We start from the raw sequence: 22,929 nt of genomic DNA, 5'->3' as shown, positions 1-22,929 counted from the left end.
GGGCAGGGCGGAGGAGGGCCGCCGCTGGAGGAGGGAGCGGTGGGGGAACAGCGCGGGAGGCAGCTCAGGCGTTGCGGGCGAAACCGAGGGTGCGGGTGAAGACCGTGTCCTTCCGCACCAGTACGGAGACGTACAACATGTTCACGTCCCAGCCGAAGGCGTAGGGAAGACCACTGGCGGAAGCGGCCACCGCCTCGCCGCGTGCGCCGCCGCGTGCCGTGTCGACACCGGGCTCACCATGGTCGGCGGGCTGCCGCTCAAGGGCCTTCTTCCCGACGGTCTTCTCCCCGACGGTCTTCTCCCCGGCGGTCTTCTCCTGGAGAGACGGATTCCTGGGGACCGCTTCTCGCGGGATCGGGGCCACACCTTCCAGCGTCACGTCGCCGGTCCTGATACGGATCTTCGAGAGACGGACCACCACCCGCTGGTCCACCGTCTCGCTGTGGACGGCCAGCGCACTGCCGTCCTCGACCCCGAGGAGCCGGGTGTCCGAGGGCAGCTCGCGCGCCCACAGCCGCTTGCCAGTGGCCAGGTCGTAGGCGACGTAACCCCGCGCGTTCACGGCGTCATCTCCCTCGAAGTACCTCGCGACCAGCACGGAACCAGTGACGAGGGAGCCCTTGCGGGGGTCGATCCGTCGGCCTTCGCTGTCCTTGAGCGGAATGGTCCGCTGGATACGGCCCTTCGGCGAGTACGTGACCAACTCCGAGGCACCGCTCCCGTACAGCGTCAGCGGCTCCTCGGCGACGATGTGCCTGGGCATGGCGTCACAGGCGGCCTTCCCAGGACGTACGCGACCCAGGTGAACCGGGACCATACGGGCCAGAGCAGAACGGGCCGGGCTCACATGTACGGAACTCGCGCATACGGAATTCGCACGGGCCGAGGTCGGGCCGACCGAATCGGCGCGTGCCGGACTCAGGTGTACGGGGCTCGGGTGTACGGGGCGCGAAAGTACGGGGCTCGCGCCTACCGGACCGTGTGCCGGACTGGGGTGTTCCGGGCTCTGGCGGACCGTGCCGCGTGTCCAGCGCTGGTCGCCCGTCTCGGTCTCGTACACCGTGAGGACCGGCTGGTCGCCGGTGGCGGCGCAGCTGTTGACGACCGTGACGGTGACCGCGCTGTGCGAGGTCGGCGCCTGCTCACACCCGTCGTCCGCACCACGTGGCGGTCTCAGCGCGGGCAGTTCCTTCCCCTCGCGTGCCGAGAAGCGGTGGAACCGCGTCCCCACCTCGACGGCGAGCACCCGCGCGCCAACCGTGACCGTGACGTCCCCCGCAGCCACCTTGCGGTCCGCGCCCGGGTCCGGGTCCGGGTCCGGGTCCGGGTCCGGGTCCGGGTTGGGGTCCGTCAGATCCTCGGACCAGAGCACGGCACCGCTCTTCGTATCGATCGCGGCGACGACCGAGCAGTCTCTGAGTCCTGAGCCGGAGCCGGAGTCGGTGGTGGGGGTGGGGTCGGTGCCGGAGTCCGCAGCGGCGGCGTCGGGGCCCTTCAATGGGCTGTAGACCACGGCGCCGATGCCCCTCGCGTTCGTCTCGGGCGACATGGCACAGGGCTCGTCGGCACCCTTCGGGGTCTCGGCTTCCCACCTCTCCTCACCAGAAGCGATGCCATAGCCGCGTACTCCGCCCCTGGTGACGTGCGTCAGCGTGGTCCCATCGACCCATGTGCCCGCCGAGCCGCGCGACGCGCCGCCGATGGCCGGGCCTGCGCCGGCATCCGGGGTCTGCCAGCGCCGCTTCATCACGTCCCCTGGGAGATAGGTCTGGTGGCCATACGGCGGACCGCCGCTCGCAGGAGCGTCGTCCTCGTCCGGTCCACCGCCGGAAACATCTCCAGCGACGACAAGCAGGCCGGTCGCGATCGACCCCGCGACGAGCCCCGTGAGGAATCGGGTACGGCGGGGCCGCGACGGTGACAGGGCAGGCACCGGGCGCCGCTCGGGCGAGGGACTGAACCAGAGAGCCCCGCGCCGCCCGCCCCTCGATGACTGGTCCCGCTGCTGCCAAGCCATGCCTGTCCCCCGTACGCCCTGCTCCTCGCCACGCTTTTCGCACGTGCTCCTGACAAGCGCACGCATCGGGCGTCAGTTCACCTCACAAGCGCGTATTTGTCATAGGGGTCGTACGAAAACGGGTCGGGACGGCGCCCCGGCACTGGTCTCCGGTCACGCGGGCGGCGGCGGACTGGCGCCTTCCTCAAGACGGAAGCCGGGACTGCGGCCGGGGGCCGGGACAGCGGCCAGGGACCGGGACTGCGCGCGGGGGCCGGGGCTGAGGGCCGCAACCTTGAGGCCCGAAGGCTCAGGGCTCGGCCCGGGTCCGCCCCGCCCGCACCAACCCCCGCTCGCACCCCTCGGCAAGCCACCTGCTTCTCCCGAGGGCAACGGCGCTGAACTGCGCATCCGCCGGGCAACCGACCTCTCCCCAGCGCCGCGTGTGCCGCGTTCCATGGCCCGTAGAATCGAACCATTGTGTCCGAGAACCACACCGCCCCTGACGAGCGCGCGCCACACGACCCGCACGTGCTGAACGAGCCGAGCCGCGCCGACGACGTGCGCACTCCGGATCTGCCGACCGGCCCGGACGGCTCAACCGGCCCGGACGGCTCGACCAGCGCGCACGGCTCGACCGGCTTCGCCGCGCCAGCTGGCTCGCCGGCCCCGAAGGGCGCGACCGCCGCAGACGGTCCGACCACCCCGGCCGATCTGCGTCTGAGCCCGACCGACGAGGACGACGCGCACGGAGGGGACGGCGCGCCTGGACCGGTGGGACAGGCGTCGCAGGTCTCGGGACAGCTGTCACAGGTCTCCGGGCGTGTCCCCCGCTTCCCCGACGGCCCGGCCATCGACCCGGCTGGTTCACATCATGAGCGCCGCATCCGTTCCTTCCGCCCTCGTCGCGGCCGGGTGACCATCGGGCAGGGCGGGGCGCTGCGCCGCCTGTGGTCGACATGGGGCCTCGACATCGACGGACTGCACCACATCGACCTCGGCGACCTCTTTGGCGATCCCGATCTCCCGATCGTCCTTGAGATCGGCTTCGGCATGGGCGAAGCCACCGCGCAGATGGCGGCCGCGGACCCCGGTACCGGCATCCTGGCGGCGGATGTCCACACCCCGGGCCAGGGCAATCTGCTCGCCCTCGCCGAGCGCAACGGCCTGACCAACATCCGCGTGGCCAACGGCGACGCGATCATTCTGCTGCGCGAGATGCTCACTCCCGACTCGCTCTCCGGCCTGCGCGTGTACTTTCCGGACCCATGGCCCAAGAAGCGGCACCACAAGCGCCGGCTGATCCAGCCAGAATTCCTGGCGCTCGCCGCCGCCCGTCTGAAACCCGGCGCGCTGCTCCACTGCGCGACCGACTGGGAGCCGTACGCCGAGCAGATGCTGGAGGTCCTGACCGCCAGCCCCTACTTCGAGAACACCCAGGCCGACGGCGGCTACGCCCCGAGGCCGGACTTCCGCCCGCTGACGAAGTTCGAGGGCCAGGGGCTGGACAAGGGCCACCGAGTCCACGACGTCCTGTTCCGGCGCGTCCCTGGCGTGGAGGTCGTAGAAAGCACCGGGGCGCACGCCACCCGCGCCGGATCACACCTCCCACGTGCCGGTCGCACTGACACAGGCGCCGGGCACACCACGGCGGGTGCTGCGGAAACCGCCACGCCGGGCCCGGCCACCGGGAGCACAGGCACCTGGGCAACGCCCACTACGCACAGCCGCACAGTCACCGGCCACACAGGCGCCGATGACGCAGCCGCCGACGGCGCAGCCACGGACCGCGAGAACACCGATTCCGGACCGGACGGTACCGACGTCGGGGATGACACATAACGACTGCGGCCGTCCGGGCATAATCCCGAGAGTCACCACTGCTCCCTTCGTTAGGGTCGCCGAGTGCACCAGTCCCCGTCCCCTCAACAACCCGCTGAGCCGAATCCCGGAGGCCATGGGACCAACGCGGCTCACGCGACACGCGTGACCAGCGGGGCCGATGAACAGTACGGGGACTACGAGGAACACGGGGACTACACGCGGAACGGAGCGCCCGGACCCGGCGGGGCGTACGGTTCCCACAGCGCGCCCAGGGCGCCCGGCGGCGCAGCGCAACCAAGCAACTCCGGTGCCCCTCACAGCACCCCCAGCGCACACAGCGGGCCCGCCCCAAGCACCCCATACGTCGCATACGCCGCTATGCACGCCCCACCCGCCACACCGCCCGCCCACGGTTCACACGGCTCAGCCCACACCCACCCGGTGCCGACATACGAGCAGCAGCCACGCTTCGACGCCGTGCCCGAGCGCTCCGGCTGGCACTACCACCCACGCCGCGCGCTCCTGGACAACAAGCCTCTGCGCGCCACCGCGCTCGTCCTTCTGCTCTCCCTCTCCGGGCTGGTGATTTTCGCCCTCGTACGAGAGCAGACAGGCACCAAGGGGTTCCTGGTCGGCCTGGGACTCGCGATCCTGCCCGTCCCGTTGCTCATAGCGGCGTTCCGTTGGATGGACCGCGTTGAGCCCAAACCATGGCGGAACCTGCTCTTCGCCTTCGCCTGGGGCTCGTGTGCGGCAACGCTCGTCGCTCTGCTCGCGAACGGATTCGCGACCGACTGGGTGATGACGACGGTCGCCGAGTCATCCTCGGCCGACCGGGATACGTGGGGCGCGACGCTGGTCGCGCCCGTGGTCGAGGAGAGCGCCAAGGGTGCGGCTGTTCTGCTGCTCTTCCTCTTCCGGCGCCGCGATTTCAACGGTGTCGTCGACGGCGTCGTCATAGCGGGCATCACCGCCACCGGTTTCGCCTTCACCGAGAACATCCTCTACCTGGGCAACGCCTTCGTCAGCGACCAGGCGTTCGGCTACTCGGGCCTGCAATCCGTGACTGCGGCGACATTCTTCATCCGTGCCGTCATGTCCCCGTTCGCGCACCCACTCTTCACCGCGCTGACCGGTATCGGCTTCGGCATCGCCGCCACCCGACCGCCGTGGCAACGCACCCGCCGCGCGCTGATCCCGGCCGCCGCCCTGCTGACCTCGATGGTCCTGCACAGCGTATGGAACGGTTCGTCCACCCTCGGCGGCCACGGCTTCCTGGCGGTCTACGGCCTGTTCATGGTTCCGCTCTTCGGGCTGCTGACCTGGTTCACCATCTGGTCCCGCAACAACGAGCTGCGCACCGTACGCACCCACCTCCCGGCCTACCAGGCAGCGGGCTGGCTCACGCCGCCCGAGCCCACCGCCCTTTCCTCGATGCGAGCGCGGGCCATAGCGCGCGACCTGGTCCGGCGCTCCCAGGGTCAGGAGGCGGCGCGGGCAGTCGCGGAGTACGCCTCGTTCGCCACTTCGCTCGCCTTCCTACGCCAACGCGCCTACCGGGGCACGGCGGGACCGGACTTCATCGCACGCGAGCAGGAACTCCTGCACCACCTCTGGCAGCGCAAGGACATCGCCCAGCCGGCCCTCGCCCACGCCGCTCTGAGCGTCCCCCCGCCGCCTCCCCCGCCGTACTGGGGCCCGCGCCCGCCATACGACCCGCGCGCCCCGTACCCGCCCCAGTTCGGATACGGGCAGCAGATTCCGTACGGGCACCAGCCGCCCTACGGACAGCACGGTTGGTACGTCCAGCACCCCCCTCAGCACGCCCGGCCACACAACACCCACCCCACGCAACACCCACAGGCCACGCAGACGGCACAGACCCCACCCCAGCCACTCTCACCGCCGCACCCCCCAGGGGGCCATCCGTCAGGGCAACAGCCGTACGGACAGCAGCCGTCAGGGGATCAACAGGCAGGGCGTCAACAGGCGGGTCACCAACCAGCGGGTCATCAACCGGCGGGGCCGCCTCCGGAGCAGCCGCCGCGGCAGTGAACACGGCAAGCAGAGCAAGCAGACACAGGTCCCCAGGCCCGTTATGCACCGAAGATGACCGTTTCCCCCAAGCACCCCGTCAGTCTCCGCGAAATCGTCTGTAACCTTCCGCAGTCCCCAGGCGTGCTCAATACAGAAGTGGGGAGCACACGGGGGCAGCGGGGGACAAATGTCAGCACCATCGACACCATCACCATCACAACCAACTCAGTCACCACCATCAGCAGCACCACCGACAGCGCCACCAACGGCAGCACCAGCAACACCATCTGACTTCGACGAGTTCTACGCCGCCACGGCAAAGAAACTCGTGGCCGTTGTGTACGCCGCGACGGGTGACGTCGCCGAGGCCGAGGACGCGGTCCAGGAGGCATACGCCCGGGCATGGCAGCGCTGGGACCGCCTCACCTCCGAAGGTGACCCCACGCCCTGGGTCCGCACCGTCGCCCTGCGACTCGCGGTCAGCTCGTGGCGCCGGACCCGTAACCGCATGCTGGCCCACTTCCGTGATGGCCCGCCTGCCGATGTCTCCGACCTGGCCCCGGACCGGGTGGCACTGATCCATGCCCTACGTGGCCTCAAATCGGAGCAGCGCACCGTGATCGTGCTGCATCACTTGCTCGATCTGCCCATCGAGCAGGTCGCTCGCGAGACGGGCGCTTCCCAGGGCGCGGTCAGGACCCGCCTCAGCCGCGCCAGGAAGGCCCTGGGCGCCCATCTGTCGGATTCCGCCCCTGCGTGCGATCGCCAGCGCACCACCTCCCCGCGCCCATCCGGACCGCCCACCCATCCCACGAGGGAGGTGCCCACCCATGGTTGACCTGGAAGAACGGCTACGCGACATCGTGCGAGCCGCCGAGCCTGCCATACGGCTCGCGGGCCCTGAGGCCGCACGGGCGCGCGGTCGCCAGCGCCGCGCCCGACGGCTCGCGGCCACCACTGTCACCGCGGTCCTCACAACGGCCGCACTGGCCATCGGTTCTTGGCAACTGCTGCCGGGCGACGACGGGACGCGCACTCTCCCAGCCCACCGACCTGACAACGACGCCCCCCGGCCGTCCGCGTCCAAGCCCGCTCGGGCCACGCCATCGATCGCTGCGGACGCTCTCCTGCCACCGACCGGCGTGCCGTTCGCCGCTGAGGCCCACTGGCAGACCGCGAAGTCGTCCAAGGACCCTGCAGGCCGGACCAGTCCAGCCATGGGGCAACAGCTCCATGAGCAGGGGGAGCCACTCCTCGACATCTCCGCCGCCTGTCGCTTCGATGACGCCACCACCAAACACCTCGCACAACGCACGCGTTCCTACGCGGGGCGGGACTCGGAGCGGGCTCGGCACACGATCAACACGTATGCCAGCGAACGCGAGGCGAGCCAGGTGTTCAGAGCCCTGCAATCAGCCGTGGAACAGCACTGCACCCAGTCCGGCGCGGGTCCGACAGGCACACGGACACCAGGCTCACACACGCCGAACACACCGAAGACGGGGACGAACTCCGGCGAGGCGGCCTCCGGTCAACCGGGGACTGCCGGGAAACCACCCGTCAAGAAACCACCCGTCAAGAAGCCAGTCATCAAGACGTACGTCTGGCGGTCCGATAGCCAGCCAGCCGGCGCCCAGGTCTCTTTGATGCGCACCGGCACCCACGTCTCAGTGCTCCAGGCCCAAGGGATAAGCGATATGGGCTTGGAGTACTCGGATGGACCCGCCAACTACTGCATGAACGTCTCCCTCTGGCGGCTCAACCGCTCCGCCGCCCCCTCGCCGTCGCCCTACGAGAACAATCCGGAACTGGCGGAGAAGCGATGCTGACCCGCCCTTCCCTCATCACTCACAAGAGGCCCACCATGCCCGCCATCACCCGCTCCCGAGCCACCCGCCGCCTGCTCCCTCTCTACACCGTTGCGGCATCAACGCTGACGGTCGCGCTGCTCGCAGGCTGCCAGTCGGGCAGCCACTCCGACGGCAAGGCGGGAGCCGAGCTGGACGCCGCCAATGCCAAGCCCGCCCGAATATCCGTGACGAGCGCCAACGGCGACAAGCCAGTGGACCCGGACCACACCATCAAGGTGAACGCGACACACGGGACCCTCACCTCAGTGAAAGTCACCCCGACCGCCACCAACGCCGGCGCCACAGACACGGACACGGACACGGACACGCGAGCCAACGCCGTGAACGTGACGGGCGACTGGAACAAGGCCAAACAAGCCTGGACGTCCAACCGCACCATGACCCCGGGGATGACCTACTCCATCCGCGCCACAGCCAAGAACGCGGCAGGCAAAGAGGTCAGCCACACCTCGACGTTCCGCACCCGCGCCGCGCAGCTGTTCAACGGCGTCACCGTGACCCCGTCCAAGAAAGCGGTCGTCGGCACTGGCCAACCGGTCTCCCTGGCCTTCGATCACCCCGTCACCGACAAGGCCGCGGTCGAACGGCAGCTGTCGGTCTCCACATCACCCAGAACGGAAGGTTCCTGGGGCTGGGTGAAGGACCCCCTCACCGGTGTCGAACGCGTCGACTGGCGCCCCGAGAAGCACTGGGCCAAGGACACCAAGGTCACCCTCAAGGCGCGTCTCAGCGGCGTGAACACGGGGGCCGACCGCTACTTGCGCCGTGACATATCCACCACGTTCACCATCGGCAAGGCCCGCGTCTCCAAGGTCGACCTCAAGAAGCACACGATGACCGTCTACGAGGACGGCGAGAAGCGTCGCGTCATCCCCATCTCCGGCGGCAACCCCAGCTATCCCACGTGGAACGGCACGATGGTCGTCCTCGGCAAGGCCCCCATGGTCAACATGACCAGCGAGTCCGTCGGCATAGCGGACCCCTACGACAAGGACGTCCCCTGGGCCGTCCACCTCACCACCTCCGGCACCTACGCCCACGCCGCCCCCTGGAACGAAGGCAAGGGCTACTTCGGCCGCGTCAACATGAGCCACGGCTGCATAGGCATGTCCCGCGCCGACGGCAAGTGGTTCTACGACCAGGCCACCCGAGGCGACCTCGTCCAGGTCACCGGCTCCACCCGAGCCACCGTCGCCACCGGCAACGGGCTCGGCGACTGGAACCTCTCGTACCCGGAGTGGAAGAAACTCAGCGCGCTGAGCTAACCCTCCACTTCACGCACACCGGCAGTGCGGCTCCTCTTCGGACCGCAGCGTGACGCAGGCAGCCAGCCCTTCTGGTTCGAGCAGGAGGGGCTGGGCTGCCGGTGGAGTGATGAGAGCAGCGTCGAAGCGATGGAGGCGGGATGGCAGGGGTGTTCCGCTGAGGGTGGTGGTGCCTGAGAGGGCGAGGATGAGGAGTGTCTGGCCGGGGCTTGGGGTCAGAGGGGTCTCGGTATCGAGCAGGGAGACGGTGGCTGATGCCTGGCCTCTGCGGGTCATGACGTTGAAGTTGGTGATCGGGCCCCGGGTGAGGTGGCAGTGCGTGGGCGCGTCGCCCGGGAAGGTGAAGGGGACGTGTGGCCTGGTCAAGGAGTGAGGGGTGCCGTCGACGGTCAGGGTCATGCCGTGGCCCTGGACGACGGTGAGGGTGCGCTCGACGCCGGGCAGGGCGGAGTAGGGGCCGTCGCGGGTGACGTCGGCCAGGCTGATGCGCCAGGTGAAGTCCGTGAGGTTCGCGCCTGGCGGAGCGGCGGCGATCTCGCGGGTGATGCCGCCGCCGTTGCTCCAGGGCATGGAAGTGTGGTCCTCGGCCCGGAGGATCTGTACGGGCAACGCCGCTCTCCTACCTTCCGCCCCCTCCGGAGCGGAGTCGGGGCTGTGTCAGCTGTCTGTGCCAGGTGGCTCTTGGAAGATATTGCCGGAGGCTGTGTCGCAGGAATGAGCATGGAATGCGCAGTCATGAACTCTTCCGCCCGCGAGGCCACCGAAAACAGCGTGGCAAAGCTCTGGCGAGTGAATTGCGGGAGAGCCGGCCACAGCGAGCGTTGACCGTCCCCGCCGCAAGCCCAATGATCTCCGCATCCCGGGACCCGGTGCGCCACAGCACGCCACAGCACGCCGCCGCTCACCACCGCGGACCTCCATCGCACCACCGGATGAACGAGAGCGCCCGAGAACGAGAGAAGCGACTGCGCCAGCGAGCGAGCAGAGCGGAAGGCCAGAGACCGGAAGGCCGGAAAACTGGAAAGCCAGCGGCCGGAGGGCTAGAGAGGCTGCATGGCGCGAGCAGCCGTGTTGTAGGTGTGGAATACCGCCGCCAGTTGGGCCCGGCTACGGCAGCCGAGCTTCCGGAGGACGTTCGACACGTGGAACTTCACGGTGCTCAGTTCCACGCACAGCCGGTCGGCGATCTCCGGGTTGGAGAGCCCCTCCGCCACGAGCAGCGCGACGTCCTCTTCACGGCCGGTGAGCTTTCCCGAGGCGGGAGGAGGTGGCGTCGGGGCCTGAGGTCGCCCCGATGAGTGGGACAGCACCCAGGGCACCAGTTCGGGGGAGATCCAGCCGCGGCCGCTCAACACCTCGCGTACGGCTGAGACATAGCCGTGGTCGGGATCGTCGCGGTCCACGACGCCCGCCACCGAATGCCGCCACGGCGAGCGCCAGAACGGGTCGTGTTCGCCGTGGACCAGCGCGATCACGCGCATGCCAAGGCGGGCCAGAGACGGTTCCGCGGCCAGGGCCCGGGACTCCACCACGGCCACGTCGACGGCTGGCGTCGTGCGGCCCTTCTGGGCCCGGGTCCATGAGGCGACGCCCCAGCCGGGGGCGGACAGAGCGTCGCCCACGCGGCGGTGGAGCGACGGAGAACTGATGACAAGAACGATGCGACCCACGGCTTCCCCTTGCCTGCTGGAGTCAGGTCGGCGGCAGTGCCGCCGATATGCCTGAACAGGAGCTGCCGAGTAGTCGGACACTTCCATGAAGTAATCGCGCAATGGTCAGCCGACGTTGGTCAGACGCCGGGCATCACCAAGTACTGCGGCAGCCCAGTCGAGTAGCCGGAACTTAGCACATCCACTTGACACAGATCAGTGAGCCGACGCACTCCTCTGAGGCGGTCTACCCCACGCGTGTGCGCAATGCAGTAAATCTCGGCCGTAGACACGGGCAGCGATCGACGCAGGGTAATGACGCGGTAAGGAACGGGTAATGGCGAGGGGCCGCCCACCGGCTATGGACCAGTCGGCCCCATTTCGTGTGCACGCAAAGGGAATGCCCGGACCATTTCGGGTAGGTGCGCCGCTGCCTGAACGCCCGTCACCGCGCCGGTGCCCGGCTGAGCCCGCTCACGTGCCCCTCCGCGAAGCGGCTTCGTGGCGGTCGCGCGCGAGCCGGTGCTCTTCTGCGCGAGCGCAGCCAGCGAGCGCAGCCGGGTGGCGCTCAAGCCGTGTCTCAGGCCGAAGCCTCGGTCAGCGTCGCCAGTTCCGTAGCCGAGAGGGTGAGCTCTGCGACGGCCAGCAGGGCGGGCAGCTGCTCCACGGTGCGGGCGCTGGCGATCGGCGCGACGACCGTCGGCTGCGCCGCCAGCCACGCCAGTGCCACCGTCGCGAGTTCGGCGCCGTGCGCCTCGGCGACCGCGTCCAGGGCCGCGAGCACCCGCAGGCCACGCTCGGTCCGCAGATGCTTGGCGGCGCCCTCTGCCCGCACGCTCTCTACGCCTTCATCACCCGGCCGGTACTTGCCGGTGAGGAAGCCGGAGGCGAGCGAGTAGTAAGGAACGGCTGCCAGCCCGTGCCGCTCGGCCACGGCGGCCAGCTCACCCTCGTACGTGTCGCGGGAGACGAGGTTGTAGTGCGGTTGCAGCGCTACGTAGCGGGCCAGATTCTCCCGCTCGGAGAACTCCAGAGAAGCGTTGAGCCGCTCGGGGGAGATGTTGGAGGCAGCGATCTGCCGGACCTTGCCCTCGCGCACCAGGCCGTCGAGGGTCGTGATGATCTCCTCCACCGGCACCGACGTGTCGTCGTAGTGGGTGTAGTAGAGATCGATGTAGTCGGTACGCAGCCGAGCCAGGGACGCCTCGACACCGGCCTTGATGGCGGCCCCGGCCAGCCCGCGCCGCTGCGGATGACCGGCACCCACCTTCGTGGCGATGAGGACGTCGGAGCGGTTGCCGCGCGCCGTCAGCCAGTTGCCGATGATGGTTTCGGACTCGCCGCCCACGTTGCCCGGCACCCACGCCGAATAGACGTCGGCGGTGTCGATGAAGTTGCCGCCCGCGGCCGTATAGGCGTCGAGGACGTCGAAGGACTCGCGCTCGTCGGCACTCCAGCCGAACACGTTGCCGCCGAGCGCCAGCGGAAAGACGTCTGCCTCGCCGATGCGGCGCGAACCTGTACGCGTGATGTTTCCATGATCCGCCATGCGTAGATCAACGAACTCACGACGCCACATGTTCCAGCCGATCATCGCCGCGTTTCAGCCACATGGCACATGCCGCTCGCCGCACGCCACGTGGCGCATACCGCATCTGGCGGCGGCCGCTGCCCAGCCCCTACGGCTGCAAGCCGTGCTCGCGCAGCCAGGCCATCGGGTCGATCGGAGCTCCGCCGCCCGGCCTGACCTCCAGGTGCAGATGCGCCCCGGTGACATTGCCGGTGGCGCCGACCCGGCCGATGACGTCGCCTGTGGTCACCTCGCCGGACGTCCGCGTCATCGACGACAGGTGGCAGTACCAGACCTCGGTACCGTCCTTGAGCGTGAGGACGATGCGGTATCCGTACGAGCCTGCCCACCCGGCCTGCGTGATGGTGCCGCTGTGCACCGCCTTCACCGGAGTGCCGGTCGGGGCGGCGAAGTCCTGGCCGGTGTGGTTCGCCGACCACATGTCGCCCGCTTGGCCGAACGACGAGGTCAGCGTGTACGAGCCGACGGGGAGCGAGTAGCTCGCGGCGAGCTTGGCACGCCGCTCCGCCTCGGCCTTCCGCTTGGCCTCCGCTGCGGCCTCGCGCTTGGCCTCGGCCTCGGCGGCCTTCTTCTTCTCCGCCTCGGCGGCCTTCTTACGCGCCGCTTCCGCCGCCGCCGACTCCTGCGCCGCCTTCTCGGCCGCCGCCCGTTCGGCCGCCTCGGCCGCCGCCTGCTGGGACTCGGCCTGCCGCAGGATGCGGGTCCGCAGCGCCTCGCCCGCGTTGGCGGTGCCGTTCGCCGACTCCTCGGTGGTGAGGCCCGCCTGGGTCAGCGGGGTGCCCGCCGTGGGGTCGGCCTGACCGGGAGAGTCGCCGGAGTCGTCGGACACGAACGACCCGACGCCGGGAAGCTCACTGGCGTCGGGCACGGTGTCCATGACCTCGTCGGCGACGTGCGCGAGGTCGGGCATGGATATGGGGGTGTTCGGGCGTTCCTTGGCGGACGCCATGCCGCCCGCGCCGACCGCCGCGATGACGCCGACACCGAGCACGGCTCCGCTGCGCGCCATGGTGCCGCCGCGCTGCTTGGCCACGCGATGCCTGCCGCGAACGGGGGCGATGGATTCCGCGGTGGGATTCCACTCCTCCCAAGAGTCTTCGCCAGGGGGGCCGTCAAAACCGTCGTAGACGGGGGAAGTCTCTTCCAGGGCAGACGTGTTGGACGCCACGGGGGCGTGCTCCTTTCCTTCCTTCTCGCCTACCGGGTTAGCTGACGGGTTCGGAGCAGGAAGGTCTCCTACGGGCCTGGTTCAGCCCGATTCACCCCAAGGTGTGGTTCCCCGGTTCCCTTGGCACAGCTCGTGTGACCCATGTGCTGGTGTGACACATGTGGTGTGACACGTGGTGCTGCGCCCGCGGGATTCGGCGACGGCGCACGGTGCCGCCTCTTGCGACGACAGTGACAACCGCGCTGCGTTATCGAACGTTAATAGAGAGCACGGCGTGTTTCCAAGCGCTTCTCAGGAATAAACCACTCCCTTGACTGCACTACGGCATCGGTCTAGCGGAGGGGTCAAGATCGACTACACAACGCGACGGATAAAGCCTCGGGGTAGCCGAACTCACCGCAGTCGCCGTACCCGCCACCGCCGCAGCCGTCGCCGCACCCACCGAAATCTCCGTACCCGCCGAAGTCCCCGTACCCGCCGCAGTCCCCGTATCCGCCGCGCCCTCTCCCGTCGCAGGGCCCGCTCCAGTCGGTCGGCCAGTCCCTCAAGGGTCTTCTCCCGCTCCGCCGCCTCCCGGAAGGCGCCGATGACGACCGCGACGGCCTCCACCGCGCCCAGCCCCTTGCCCCGGACGCCCCCGATGAGGAGCCGGACCCCATGCGGGGTCTCCTGGACCGCGAACAGGTCCCCACCGACGCGCGCGTCAGTCTGCGCCGCCACATACCGGGCCGCGGTCCGCAGGCCACCGATCCGGGCCGGAGGACGAGGGCGTCGGCAGCACGGGGCGGCGACGAGTGGAAGGCCGGAAGAGGCCAGGGAGAGAGTCGTAGAAAGGGAGACTCATGGAAGGAGAGACTCGTACTAGAAAAGAGAGACTCGAAGAAAGGTTGAAAGGGACGCGGCGCCGCACTGCTACAGCCGCTCAGCTCGCGCGCCGCTACAGCACTCGTTCTACGCCGCTACAGCTCGACACCGAGGGCGCGGGCGTGCCGGTCGGCCGCCAGTTCGGCGGCCGCCTCGTCGAGGTAGACCTCGCACACCAGGCGGCCGTCCGGCGTCAGGTTGTGCTCAAGCTCCCACAGGACGAGTTCGTCACCGCCGACGAGCAAAAACGCGTGCTCGTAGAAGCGGCACCAGGTGGTGTCAGCGCCGCCGCTGCGGTGCCGGGGCTTGGAGGCGAGGGCGATGTCGTGCGCGAGAGCCGTCGTGAGCAGTTCGCGGACGTCATCACCAGGGCGGTCGGGATTCTCCGCGCGGCGCAGTACGCGGCGGGCGTGGTCGGGGGAATCGTCGATCGCGTACGCACGGCGCGGCGCGAAGGAACCAACGGGCGAACGAAGTTGCTCGGGCAACCAAAAGGGAATGCTGTCGATCTCGTCCCACATGGCGCCACCGATCCGCTCGTGCACCCGCCGCTCGGCGATCTCCAGTGCCCGCTCATCGGCGTACAGCTCGTACAGCACCTCGTCGTCGGACCACCCGTCGGACCACCCGCCGGACCACCCGCCGGTCCGGCCGTCGGCGGACGGCCACCCTTCGACCGGTCTCTCAGCACTGGACTCCCCAGCCGCCTCAGCCGCCGGCGCACCTCCGGAGGGCGCGCCTCCGCCCAGGCCCGTGTTGTGCTCCAGCTCCCACAGCAACAGGCTGCTGCCATCAGCGAGCAGGAACACATGCCGGTACGTGTTGCAGCCGACCGGGCTTGAGCGAGTGTTGGACTGGCGGCATGAGCGCAGCTCAGACTGGTGCATCAGTGCAGTACGCAGTCGTTCGAGCATCGCGTCGCCGATGTCGAAGCCGTTCTGGGCGCGGGCGAGCAGCCCCGCAAGCTGCCCGGCGGGAGTATCCCCGCCCAGTGGTGAATGCCTCATGTCTTCTCTCCTCCCGGCCATGTCCCGCCGCGCCCCCCAGCGACCAGCTCGTGCACTTACCGTAGCGGCACGAACACGGCACACGTGGGGCGTTTGCGGGAAGCCATCGCCGGAAGTCGCTCTTCCTTGGCCGCCACGCCCGCCGCTGACAGCCCCGGAGTGGGCGAGAGCCCGGCCGTACGCGAGGGCCGCACGCACTCAGGCGGCGGCCCCGGCGACGGCTCCGGCGGCCTCGCGGCAGGGCGCGGGACAGGTGTTTGCCCGTATCCTCGCGCAAATTATCAGCGCGGCGCGACGTAGAGGAGACACCTCCGCGGAGCTGACCGGCTCTGCGATCAACTCTGCCGATCAGCTCGGCCGTTCAGCTCTGCCGATCAGCTCCGTGGGCCTGTGTCGATCAGCCCCAGGTCGTACCGGCTTGCTCCTTGATCGTGACGTTGATGCGGTTGAAGAAATTGATCGTAGCGATCGTGAGAATGACGCCGGCGAGCTGCTGCTCGTCGAAGTGCTCGGCGGCCTCGTCCCAGATCTCGTCGGGGACCGGGTCCGCCCTGTCGGAAAGCCGGGTCGCCGCCTCGGTGAGCGCCAGCGCGGCCCGCTCGGCATCGGTGAAAAAGGGCGCTTCCCGCCAGACCGCCACGGCGGCCAGTCGCTCATCGCTCTCGCCCGTCTTCTTGGCGTTCAGTACGTGGCCGTGGACGCAGGCACTACAGCTGTTGATCTGGCTGGCGCGCAGCCCGATGAGCTCCTGCGTCCGCTCGGGCACCCCGGCCTTGTTCACGGCCTTGAGCAGGTGCTGGACACCCGTCATCGACTCAGGGATGACTAGTGCGGGGTTCTTCATCCGTGTCTGCATGATCATTCTCCTTCAAGGGCCAGTTCAAGGGCCAGTTCAAGGGGCCAAGAGGTCACGAGGTCAGGGATCAGGGATTCAGACCGTCAGGCGATCAGGCGGTCCGAGAGCCGTCGGGGTGCTTGTCACATCGGCCTGATCTGATCCGTCACCCCCCTGACGGAACGCGACGAGGAGATGTGACCGATGGACGACAACGAATTTCTGGCGCAGCACTTCGAGGCCCACCGCGGCCATCTGCGGGCGGTGGCCTACCGGATGCTCGGCTCACTCAGCGAGTCGGAGGACGCCGTCCAGGAGGCGTGGATCAAGGTCAGCCGCTCCGGTACCGACGGGGTCGAGAACCTGGGCGGCTGGCTGACCACGGTCGTCGGCCGGGTGTGCCTCGACATGCTGCGTTCTCGTACGTCGCGTCGTGAGGAGCCGCTGGGCTTCCATCTGCCCGACCCGGTCGTCAGCGGCGCGAACGGCCCGACCCCGGAGCACGAGGTGCTGCTCGCCGACTCGGTCGGCCTGGCGCTGCTCGTCGTGCTGGAAACCCTGGCTCCCGCCGAACGGCTCTCCTTCGTCCTGCACGACTTGTTCGCCGTGCCCTTCGACGAGATCGCCCCCATCGTCGGACGCACCCCAGCCGCGGCGCGCCAGCTCGCCAGTCGTGCCCGCCGCCGGGTGCGGGGAGCGGCCCCGTCCCCCGACGCCGACCTGACCCGGCAGCGTGAGGTTGTCGACGCCTTCCTGAGCGCCGCGCGCGGCGGCGACTTCGACGCGCTCGTGGCGGTTCTCGACCCGGACGTGGTGGTGCGGTCCGACGGTGGCGTGCTGAATCCGGGCGGCGTCGTCCGCGGTCGCGAGACCGTGGCCGGAGGGGCGATCCTCTTCGCTCAGCTCGCCGAGCTGACCCGGCCCGCGCTCGTCAACGGGGCTCCGGGAGCGGTGGCGTTCTCGGCCGGCCGGCCGATCTCGGTCGCGGCGTTCACGGTCGCGCGCGGGAAGGTCGTCGCCCTCGACATCCTTTCCGATCCCGAGCGCGTGCGCCGCCTCGATCTGACCGTGCTCGACAGCTGACGCCTTGACCGCCACCCCGCCCGCGGCACCGCCCCGGCGCTCCTCCCCCAGCCCTCCTCCGCTTTTTCCGTCCTACGGGCGGGTTTGTCCCGTCCTACGGGCGGGCCTCCGCCGAGCGGGCGGACATGACAGCCGGGTCGTCCGCGGCGGCGGGACGGCCCGTCCGGCGGGCATCGGCGAACGGACCGCCTGGGCCGAAGGCGAGCCGGGCGAACCGCTCGCCGACGCGCAGTTGCCCCGCCTCGTCCGGGTGCAGCTGGTCAGGGAGCGGCAGCTCGGCGAAGTCCTGCTCGCCGTACAGGTCAAGGCCGTCGAGGTAGGACAAGTTCCGGTCCCGAACCGCCCGTTGGGCGACGATGCGACGCAGTTCCTCACGGACCACGGTGAGCGTCAGCGCGCCGGTCGCGATGTCGTCAGGATCGCCGCACCCCCGGAAGCTGAGCTCGCTGATGTCGGGGTCCGGGTACATCGGGCCTGGGATCTCCTCGACGACGGGGGTCAGGAGCGGCGAGACGACCAGCAGCGGCGCCGTGGGATGCCCCTCCCGCACGGTGTCCAGGAAGCCGTGTACGGCAGGCCCGAGCGTCCGCAGCCGGAAGGCGTCCAGCCCGACGATGTTGATGCCCGCCTTCACGCTGATCAGGTCCGCCGGGGTGTCCCTGATCGCGCGGGCTGTGAACGGGTCGAGCAGCGCGTTGCCGCTGAGGCTGAGATTGACCAGCTCGGCCCCGGCCAGCCGGGCGGCGACGGCGGGCCAGGTGCCGGTCGGGCCGACCGCGCCCGCGCCCTGGCTGATGGAGCTGCCGTGGTGCACCCAGCGCGGCGGCGGGGGCTCGACGGGACGCGGCGGCCGTACGGGCGCGTCGGCGCGCAGCGCGACCAGTTCCACCACCGCGGCGTGCGGCAGCCACAGCTCGACATCCTGGTCGCCGCCGGGCAGCCCGTTGAACCCGTCGAACCGTACGACGCGCACCTCGTGGTCATCCCCGCGCCCGGCGCCCTCGCGCGGCGTGATGACCCGCCCGGCGGCCCTGCCGTCCACCACCAGGTCGTACACACCGGCGGACGGACCATCCGGCCCGGCCCCGGCCTCCCCGTCGTCGGCGCCGTCCAGCAGCGGGCCGCTGGGGAATCCGGCGAACGGCACCACATCGAGTTCGATGGCGGTGGCGGCCGTACGGAACGCCAGCCGCACCCCCGACGGCTGGGCCTCGGCCAACGCGCCGAAGTCATCGGGAAGCTGAGCCCGCGCCGCGGCGGGCAACCTGTGCGGCAGGACGCCCCGCCTGGTGGTCTCCAGCTCCAGCGCACCCCGGATGGCGACCGGCCCTTCGCCGGTGAGGGCGGTTGTGGTCCACATACTCAACGCTGCGCTCCAGTCTTCCCGCGAGGGCTCCCTGCCGAGCCGTAAGCCCTGTGCGTTCCAAGACAAGCCGGAGAACGGCACGGGAAGCAAGGAACACCGGAGTAGTCAACCCCCATGCGGCGAGGCCCGCGCACGCGCACGCGCGCGCTTTCGTCGCCAAGCTCAATCCGAACGCTGTAAGCGAGGCCCGCGCACGCGCACGCGCGCGTACAAGGCCGTCACCCAGCGTCTCGATCCGGGCCGCGTTCACGCGCACGCGCACGCGTACGAGCTCGTGGCCGGGCGCACGGGCCCCAAGGGCAGGAGGAACGAAGGCCGAAGGGAAGGAAGCAACGGTCACGCCAACGGGAAGGGAAGGCGACGGTCACGAAGGGAGGCAACAGACACGGCGAAGGCCGGACGCACACAGGCGTCCGGCCTCCGGTGTCCGAGTCACGCAGCGCCAGCAGCGAGGATAAGGACGGTCTCCACGCTACGGCCAGGCACTGACAACGCACGCGCCCTCAGCGGGCCACGGTCACCGTCATGAGGCAGACGTTGCACCACCAGACCCGGCCGTCGGCGTCCACGTCATCGCCTCCGCACGCCATGCACGGGTCCGTGGCGAAGTTCGCCGATACCCAGGCTCCCGACGACGATGCCCGGCGCGCCGCGGCCGTGCGCTCTTCGCCGTAGCAGTGAACGCACAACCAGACCTCTCGGCCGCGCAGCTTGATCGTCCGGGCGTCGCACTTCGGGCACAGCGCGAGTCCGAGGGGAACGTCCTCCGGAGCCATGCTCGACGGCAGCACGGTTGCCATCGCGATCCTCTCTACGCCGGTACGCGCCCAGTGCCCACACATCCGCTGCGACTGGTCCCGACCGGATTCCCCTGGAGGCTCCACCATTCGGCCTGTCCCGTTCCGTCGCAGTCGCCACATGGCCGTTCTGGGGGCATCTGGTCCTCGCTCGTGGTTGCCTCCCTATCTTGTCGGCGGGTGCGACGTCTGGGGGCTGATCTCGCGAAATGACTCATAAGTGGGGCCCGGACGGGCGGCGGGGCCACGCTGGGCCCGGCGGGTGGAGCGGTAGCGGCGGCCGACCCGCGCGTACGACAGCGCGACGGCTAACCGCGACGGGCCCCGGCGCGCGATGCCTTCCGGTGCATCGGTGTTCCGCGGGTAGTCGACCGCCTGCACCGGCGATGTCAGTGCGCTCGGCCATCCCTGGCTGCGTTCTGACCCGTCACCAGGACGGTACCGCTGCGTTCGCCGCAGGGTCAGCGATCGGCTCTCCACCGCTACGGTCGGGGGCCGTTGTGCTGTCCGGATACGGCGAAGCCCCCCTCCGCAGGCCGAAGGCCGACCATGCGGAAGCGCGGTGATCGGCGAGTGGGCATGGCTCGCCGGGGTGGACCCGGTGCGGGGACCCGGTGCGGCGCAGCAAGACGCCCCGGCCGCTGAAGTCCAGCCGGGGCGCCTAACGCGGGTCAACAGGGGGTTCCTGCCACCCGCATCGGTGGGCCATCAGGGGCTCGAACCCTGAACCAATGGATTAAAAGTCCACTGCTCTGCCAATTGAGCTAATGGCCCGCACCACGCAGCATAGCCCGGCGATCCCCTGAGCCCCGAGCGCATAAGGCATCGACGCTCGTTCACCGTCCCACCAGCAGCGGCTTCCGCGCACCGTGGGCGGCTCGCCGGGCCGCCGGTGGCCGCCCGGGAGCGGTCTCGCCCGCTCCTCGGCGGGCCTCGGGCACCTGTACGCGCGGGCGCACGCGTGCCCGATGTCACAGCCGCCGCCGCACCGCGCCGTCGCGCTGTCGGCGCTTCCGGTGCCCGGAGCGCGGCGCGAGCCCACGGAAAACAGGCAGGGCCCGTACGACACCACTGTGCCGTACGGGCCCTGCCGGACCATCAGAGGTCAGCCGTTGCGCTTCCAGCGCGGCTTGTCGTCGCGGCGGCCGAAGGAGCCGGTCTGGGTGCCGGTGCCTCGGTGCTCGTCACGACGGCCGTACGGGCGGTCGCCGGTGCTGTTGGCGGGACGGTGGCCGCCCGCGGGGCGCTCGTCGCGGCGGTCGCGGTTGAACGGGCGGTCGCCGCCGCCGGAGCGGTAGCCCCCACCGGTGGCGGGCCGGTCGTCACGGCGGACCCCGCCGGACGGACGGTCATCACGACGGAAGCCACCCGACGCCGGACGGTCGTCACGACGGTCGTCGCGGCGGAAGCCACCACCACTGCCACCGGAGGGACGCTCGTCACGACGGTCGAAAGAACGGCCACCCCGGTCATCACGACGGTCACGGTTGAACCCACCGGACGGACGGTCATCACGACGGAACCCACCCGACGCCGGACGGTCGTCACGACGCTCATCGCGGCGGAAGCCACCACCACTGCCACCGGAGGGACGCTCGTCACGACGGTAGCCGCCCGACGAACGGTCGTCGCGGCGCTCACGGCGCTCGAAGTTGCCCCGGTCGTCACGACGCTCGGACGACGCGGGACGGGTCGGGGCCTCGGTCGCGGGCTGCTCGGCCTGCGCGGGGACGGTCGCCGCGGCGGCCTCAGCCGCCTCAGTCTCGGCGGCCTCGGCACGCTCGGCCAGCGCGACGGCCGGGTCCTCGCCACGCTCGCGCGCGGCGCGCGCCAGCAGGCGGTCGGCCTCCTCGCGCAGCTCGGTCGCGCGGCGCTGCACCTGCTCCAGCTGGCGGGTGAGGTCCTTGACGTCGCGCTCGGCCTGCTTGGCCGAGTTCGACGCGGATTCCGCCTGCACCTCGGTGAGGGAGCGCGCGCCCGTGATGGTGGCCACGTCGTCGTCGAACGCGCCGGCGCCGCCGACGATGTGACGCGAGGCGTCGACGCCCGCGTCCTCCATCAGCCGGAAGATCTGCTTGCGCTGGTGCGGCAGGGCGAGGGAGACGACGACGCCGCTCTTGCCCGCGCGGGCCGTACGGCCGGAACGGTGCAGGTAGTCCTTGTGGTCACCGGCCGGGTCGACGTTGAGCACCAGGTCGATGCCGTCGACGTGGATGCCGCGGGCGGCGACGTCGGTGGCGACGAGGACGTTGACGTGGCCGCCCTTGAAGTCCTCAAGCACGCGGGTCCGCGCGCCCTGCGTCATGCCGCCGTGCAGCGCGTCAGCGCGCACCCCGGAGTCGACCAGCTGCTCGGCCACGCGGTCGGCGCCCATCTGGGTGCGGACGAAGATGATCGTGCGGCCCTTGCGGGCGGCGATGGCGGCCGTGACGGGCGCCTTGTCCTTCGGCTTCACGACGAGCACGTGGTGCGTCATGGTCGTGACCGCGCCCTGCGCCGCGTCGACCTCGTGCGTGACGGGGTTCGTCAGGTAGCGCTTGACGAGGGTGCCGATCTCGTTCTCCATGGTCGCGGAGAAGAGCATCCGCTGGCCGCCCGCGGGCACCAGGTCGAGGATCTCGGTGACCTCGGGCAGGAAGCCCATGTCGGCCATCTGGTCGGCCTCGTCGAGGACGGCGATCTCGACCTTGTCGAGCGTGGCGGCGCCACGGTTGATGATGTCGCGCAGTCGGCCCGGGGTGGCGACGAGGATGTCGACGCCGCGCTCCAGCGCGTAGATCTGGTTGCCCATCGACGTACCGCCGCAGACGACCTTCATCTTGAGGCCGAGCACGTCACCGTACGGCTGGAGAGCGTCGGCGACCTGCATCGCGAGCTCACGGGTCGGGGTGAGAATCAGGCCGCGGGGGCGCTTCTTCTCCGTGTGGCCACCGGCGAGTTGGGTCAGCAGCGGGAGACCGAAGGAGAGGGTCTTGCCGGAGCCGGTGCGGCCACGGCCGAGGATGTCCTTGCCCGCCAGCGCGTCCGGAATGGTCGCGGCCTGGATCGGGAACGGGGTGGTGACACCGTTCTGGTTCAGCTTGCGGACGATCGGCTCGGCCAGACCCAGGTCGGCGAACGTGATGGACGCCTCGGCGGCCTCGGGGGTCTCCGTGGCGTCGGCTTCGGCGTCGGCGGCGTCCGGCGTCTCGACGGACGGGGCGGCCTGGACGGACGCGGTGGCCTCGACGGGCACGTCGGTCTTGGTGGTGGGCGCCTCGACGGACGCGGAGGTCTCGATGACGGCCTCTACGGCCTCGACGACCTCAATAGCCTCAACGGTCTCTTCGACCGCGGGCATGACAGTGTGCTCAGCAGAAATGGACATGCGAAATGCGAAACCTTCCGGAGTTTCGGCACGCGCCCAGACTCCGTGTGATTTCGCAAACGACCGCCTCTATGCGGTCAGCCACGGCAAGGAAAGGAACGCGCCACGCGGCACGCTTCGAATCTTTTCCGAAGTCGGCCGGGCAAATGGGATCAAACGATCTACCACCATACGCACCCCTGCCCCCGGAAGGCAAATCCCCCCTCGTC

At 69.9% G+C, this 22,929-nt stretch carries 16 protein-coding genes, 1 tRNA gene, 2 pseudogenes and 1 riboswitch; of the genes and pseudogenes, 7 read left to right on the top strand and 12 right to left on the bottom strand.

Annotated elements, in window-relative coordinates; all coding sequences use genetic code 11:
• Positions 1-64: 64 nt before the first annotated feature.
• Positions 65-1,747: a hypothetical protein gene (locus tag AC5P1B_RS26400; protein ID WP_493890201.1), complete on the bottom strand. Its 1,683-nt coding sequence runs from the start codon at positions 1,745-1,747 to the stop codon at positions 65-67.
• A gap of 1,023 nt (positions 1,748-2,770) precedes the next feature.
• On the opposite strand from AC5P1B_RS26400, the pseudogene trmB reads away from it, so the two are divergent.
• From trmB to AC5P1B_RS26370, 6 genes and pseudogenes are all read left to right on the top strand, one after another.
• A pseudogene (gene trmB, locus AC5P1B_RS26395) lies at positions 2,771-3,544 on the top strand (tRNA (guanosine(46)-N7)-methyltransferase TrmB); the annotation flags it as partial.
• A 654-nt stretch (positions 3,545-4,198) separates the two neighbouring features.
• Complete coding sequence (locus AC5P1B_RS26390; RefSeq protein ID WP_493890200.1) at positions 4,199-5,875, top strand: PrsW family intramembrane metalloprotease; 1,677 nt, start codon at positions 4,199-4,201, stop codon at positions 5,873-5,875.
• A 54-nt stretch (positions 5,876-5,929) separates the two neighbouring features.
• Positions 5,930-6,148, top strand: a complete 219-nt coding sequence (locus AC5P1B_RS26385; RefSeq protein WP_493890223.1) for a hypothetical protein — start codon at positions 5,930-5,932, stop codon at positions 6,146-6,148.
• Positions 6,045-6,695, top strand: coding sequence for a SigE family RNA polymerase sigma factor (locus tag AC5P1B_RS26380; RefSeq protein ID WP_493890199.1), 651 nt, complete (start codon positions 6,045-6,047; stop codon positions 6,693-6,695). The genes AC5P1B_RS26385 and AC5P1B_RS26380 overlap by 104 nt, the downstream gene beginning before the upstream one ends.
• Positions 6,688-7,686, top strand: a complete 999-nt coding sequence (locus tag AC5P1B_RS26375) for a hypothetical protein (RefSeq protein WP_493890198.1) — start codon at positions 6,688-6,690, stop codon at positions 7,684-7,686. The genes AC5P1B_RS26380 and AC5P1B_RS26375 overlap by 8 nt, the downstream gene beginning before the upstream one ends.
• Before the next feature lie 35 nt (positions 7,687-7,721).
• Positions 7,722-8,993, top strand: a complete 1,272-nt coding sequence (locus AC5P1B_RS26370) for a L,D-transpeptidase (RefSeq protein WP_493890197.1) — start codon at positions 7,722-7,724, stop codon at positions 8,991-8,993.
• 9 nt (positions 8,994-9,002) lie between these two features.
• Here AC5P1B_RS26370 and AC5P1B_RS26365 read toward each other — a convergent pair whose 3' ends face one another.
• The 7 genes and pseudogenes from AC5P1B_RS26365 to AC5P1B_RS26335 all read right to left on the bottom strand — a co-directional run bounded on the left by AC5P1B_RS26365 (position 9,003) and on the right by AC5P1B_RS26335 (position 16,128).
• Positions 9,003-9,602, bottom strand: a complete 600-nt coding sequence (locus AC5P1B_RS26365) for a HutD/Ves family protein (RefSeq protein ID WP_493890196.1) — start codon at positions 9,600-9,602, stop codon at positions 9,003-9,005.
• Positions 9,603-10,033: 431 nt separating this feature from the next.
• Positions 10,034-10,663, bottom strand: coding sequence for a helix-turn-helix transcriptional regulator (locus tag AC5P1B_RS26360; RefSeq protein WP_493890194.1), 630 nt, complete (start codon positions 10,661-10,663; stop codon positions 10,034-10,036).
• Positions 10,664-11,222: 559 nt separating this feature from the next.
• On the bottom strand, positions 11,223-12,191 hold the full coding sequence (locus tag AC5P1B_RS26355) for an aldo/keto reductase (protein ID WP_493890193.1): 969 nt from the start codon (positions 12,189-12,191) through the stop codon (positions 11,223-11,225).
• A gap of 130 nt (positions 12,192-12,321) precedes the next feature.
• Entirely contained in the window at positions 12,322-13,401 is a 1,080-nt protein-coding gene (locus tag AC5P1B_RS26350) for a M23 family metallopeptidase (RefSeq protein WP_493890192.1), read from the bottom strand.
• 11 nt (positions 13,402-13,412) lie between these two features.
• Positions 13,413-13,537, bottom strand: a riboswitch (cyclic di-AMP (ydaO/yuaA leader).
• A 356-nt stretch (positions 13,538-13,893) separates the two neighbouring features.
• Positions 13,894-14,163, bottom strand: a pseudogene (locus AC5P1B_RS26345) (SpoIIE family protein phosphatase); the annotation flags it as partial.
• 197 nt (positions 14,164-14,360) lie between these two features.
• Positions 14,361-15,272, bottom strand: coding sequence for a DUF6227 family protein (locus AC5P1B_RS26340; protein WP_493890191.1), 912 nt, complete (start codon positions 15,270-15,272; stop codon positions 14,361-14,363).
• 397 nt (positions 15,273-15,669) lie between these two features.
• Complete coding sequence (locus tag AC5P1B_RS26335; protein ID WP_493890190.1) at positions 15,670-16,128, bottom strand: carboxymuconolactone decarboxylase family protein; 459 nt, start codon at positions 16,126-16,128, stop codon at positions 15,670-15,672.
• A 183-nt stretch (positions 16,129-16,311) separates the two neighbouring features.
• Here AC5P1B_RS26335 and AC5P1B_RS26330 point away from each other — a divergent pair, with 183 nt between their 5' ends.
• Complete coding sequence (locus AC5P1B_RS26330) at positions 16,312-17,190, top strand: sigma-70 family RNA polymerase sigma factor (RefSeq protein ID WP_493890188.1); 879 nt, start codon at positions 16,312-16,314, stop codon at positions 17,188-17,190.
• A 94-nt stretch (positions 17,191-17,284) separates the two neighbouring features.
• Here AC5P1B_RS26330 and AC5P1B_RS26325 read toward each other — a convergent pair whose 3' ends face one another.
• From AC5P1B_RS26325 to AC5P1B_RS26310, 4 genes are all read right to left on the bottom strand, one after another.
• On the bottom strand, positions 17,285-18,550 hold the full coding sequence (locus AC5P1B_RS26325) for a GDSL-type esterase/lipase family protein (RefSeq protein WP_493890218.1): 1,266 nt from the start codon (positions 18,548-18,550) through the stop codon (positions 17,285-17,287).
• Between the two features lie 509 nt (positions 18,551-19,059).
• Positions 19,060-19,356: a hypothetical protein gene (locus AC5P1B_RS26320; protein ID WP_493890187.1), complete on the bottom strand. Its 297-nt coding sequence runs from the start codon at positions 19,354-19,356 to the stop codon at positions 19,060-19,062.
• Between the two features lie 698 nt (positions 19,357-20,054).
• Positions 20,055-20,127 (bottom strand) — tRNA-Lys (locus AC5P1B_RS26315).
• A gap of 331 nt (positions 20,128-20,458) precedes the next feature.
• Positions 20,459-22,720, bottom strand: a complete 2,262-nt coding sequence (locus AC5P1B_RS26310; protein WP_493890186.1) for a DEAD/DEAH box helicase — start codon at positions 22,718-22,720, stop codon at positions 20,459-20,461.
• Between the last annotated feature and the right edge of the window lie 209 nt (positions 22,721-22,929).

Source organism: Streptomyces sp. A01, from assembly GCF_059026195.1.
Note: the sequence above shows the minus strand (reverse complement) of the source record. Positions and strands in the feature narration are given on the sequence as shown.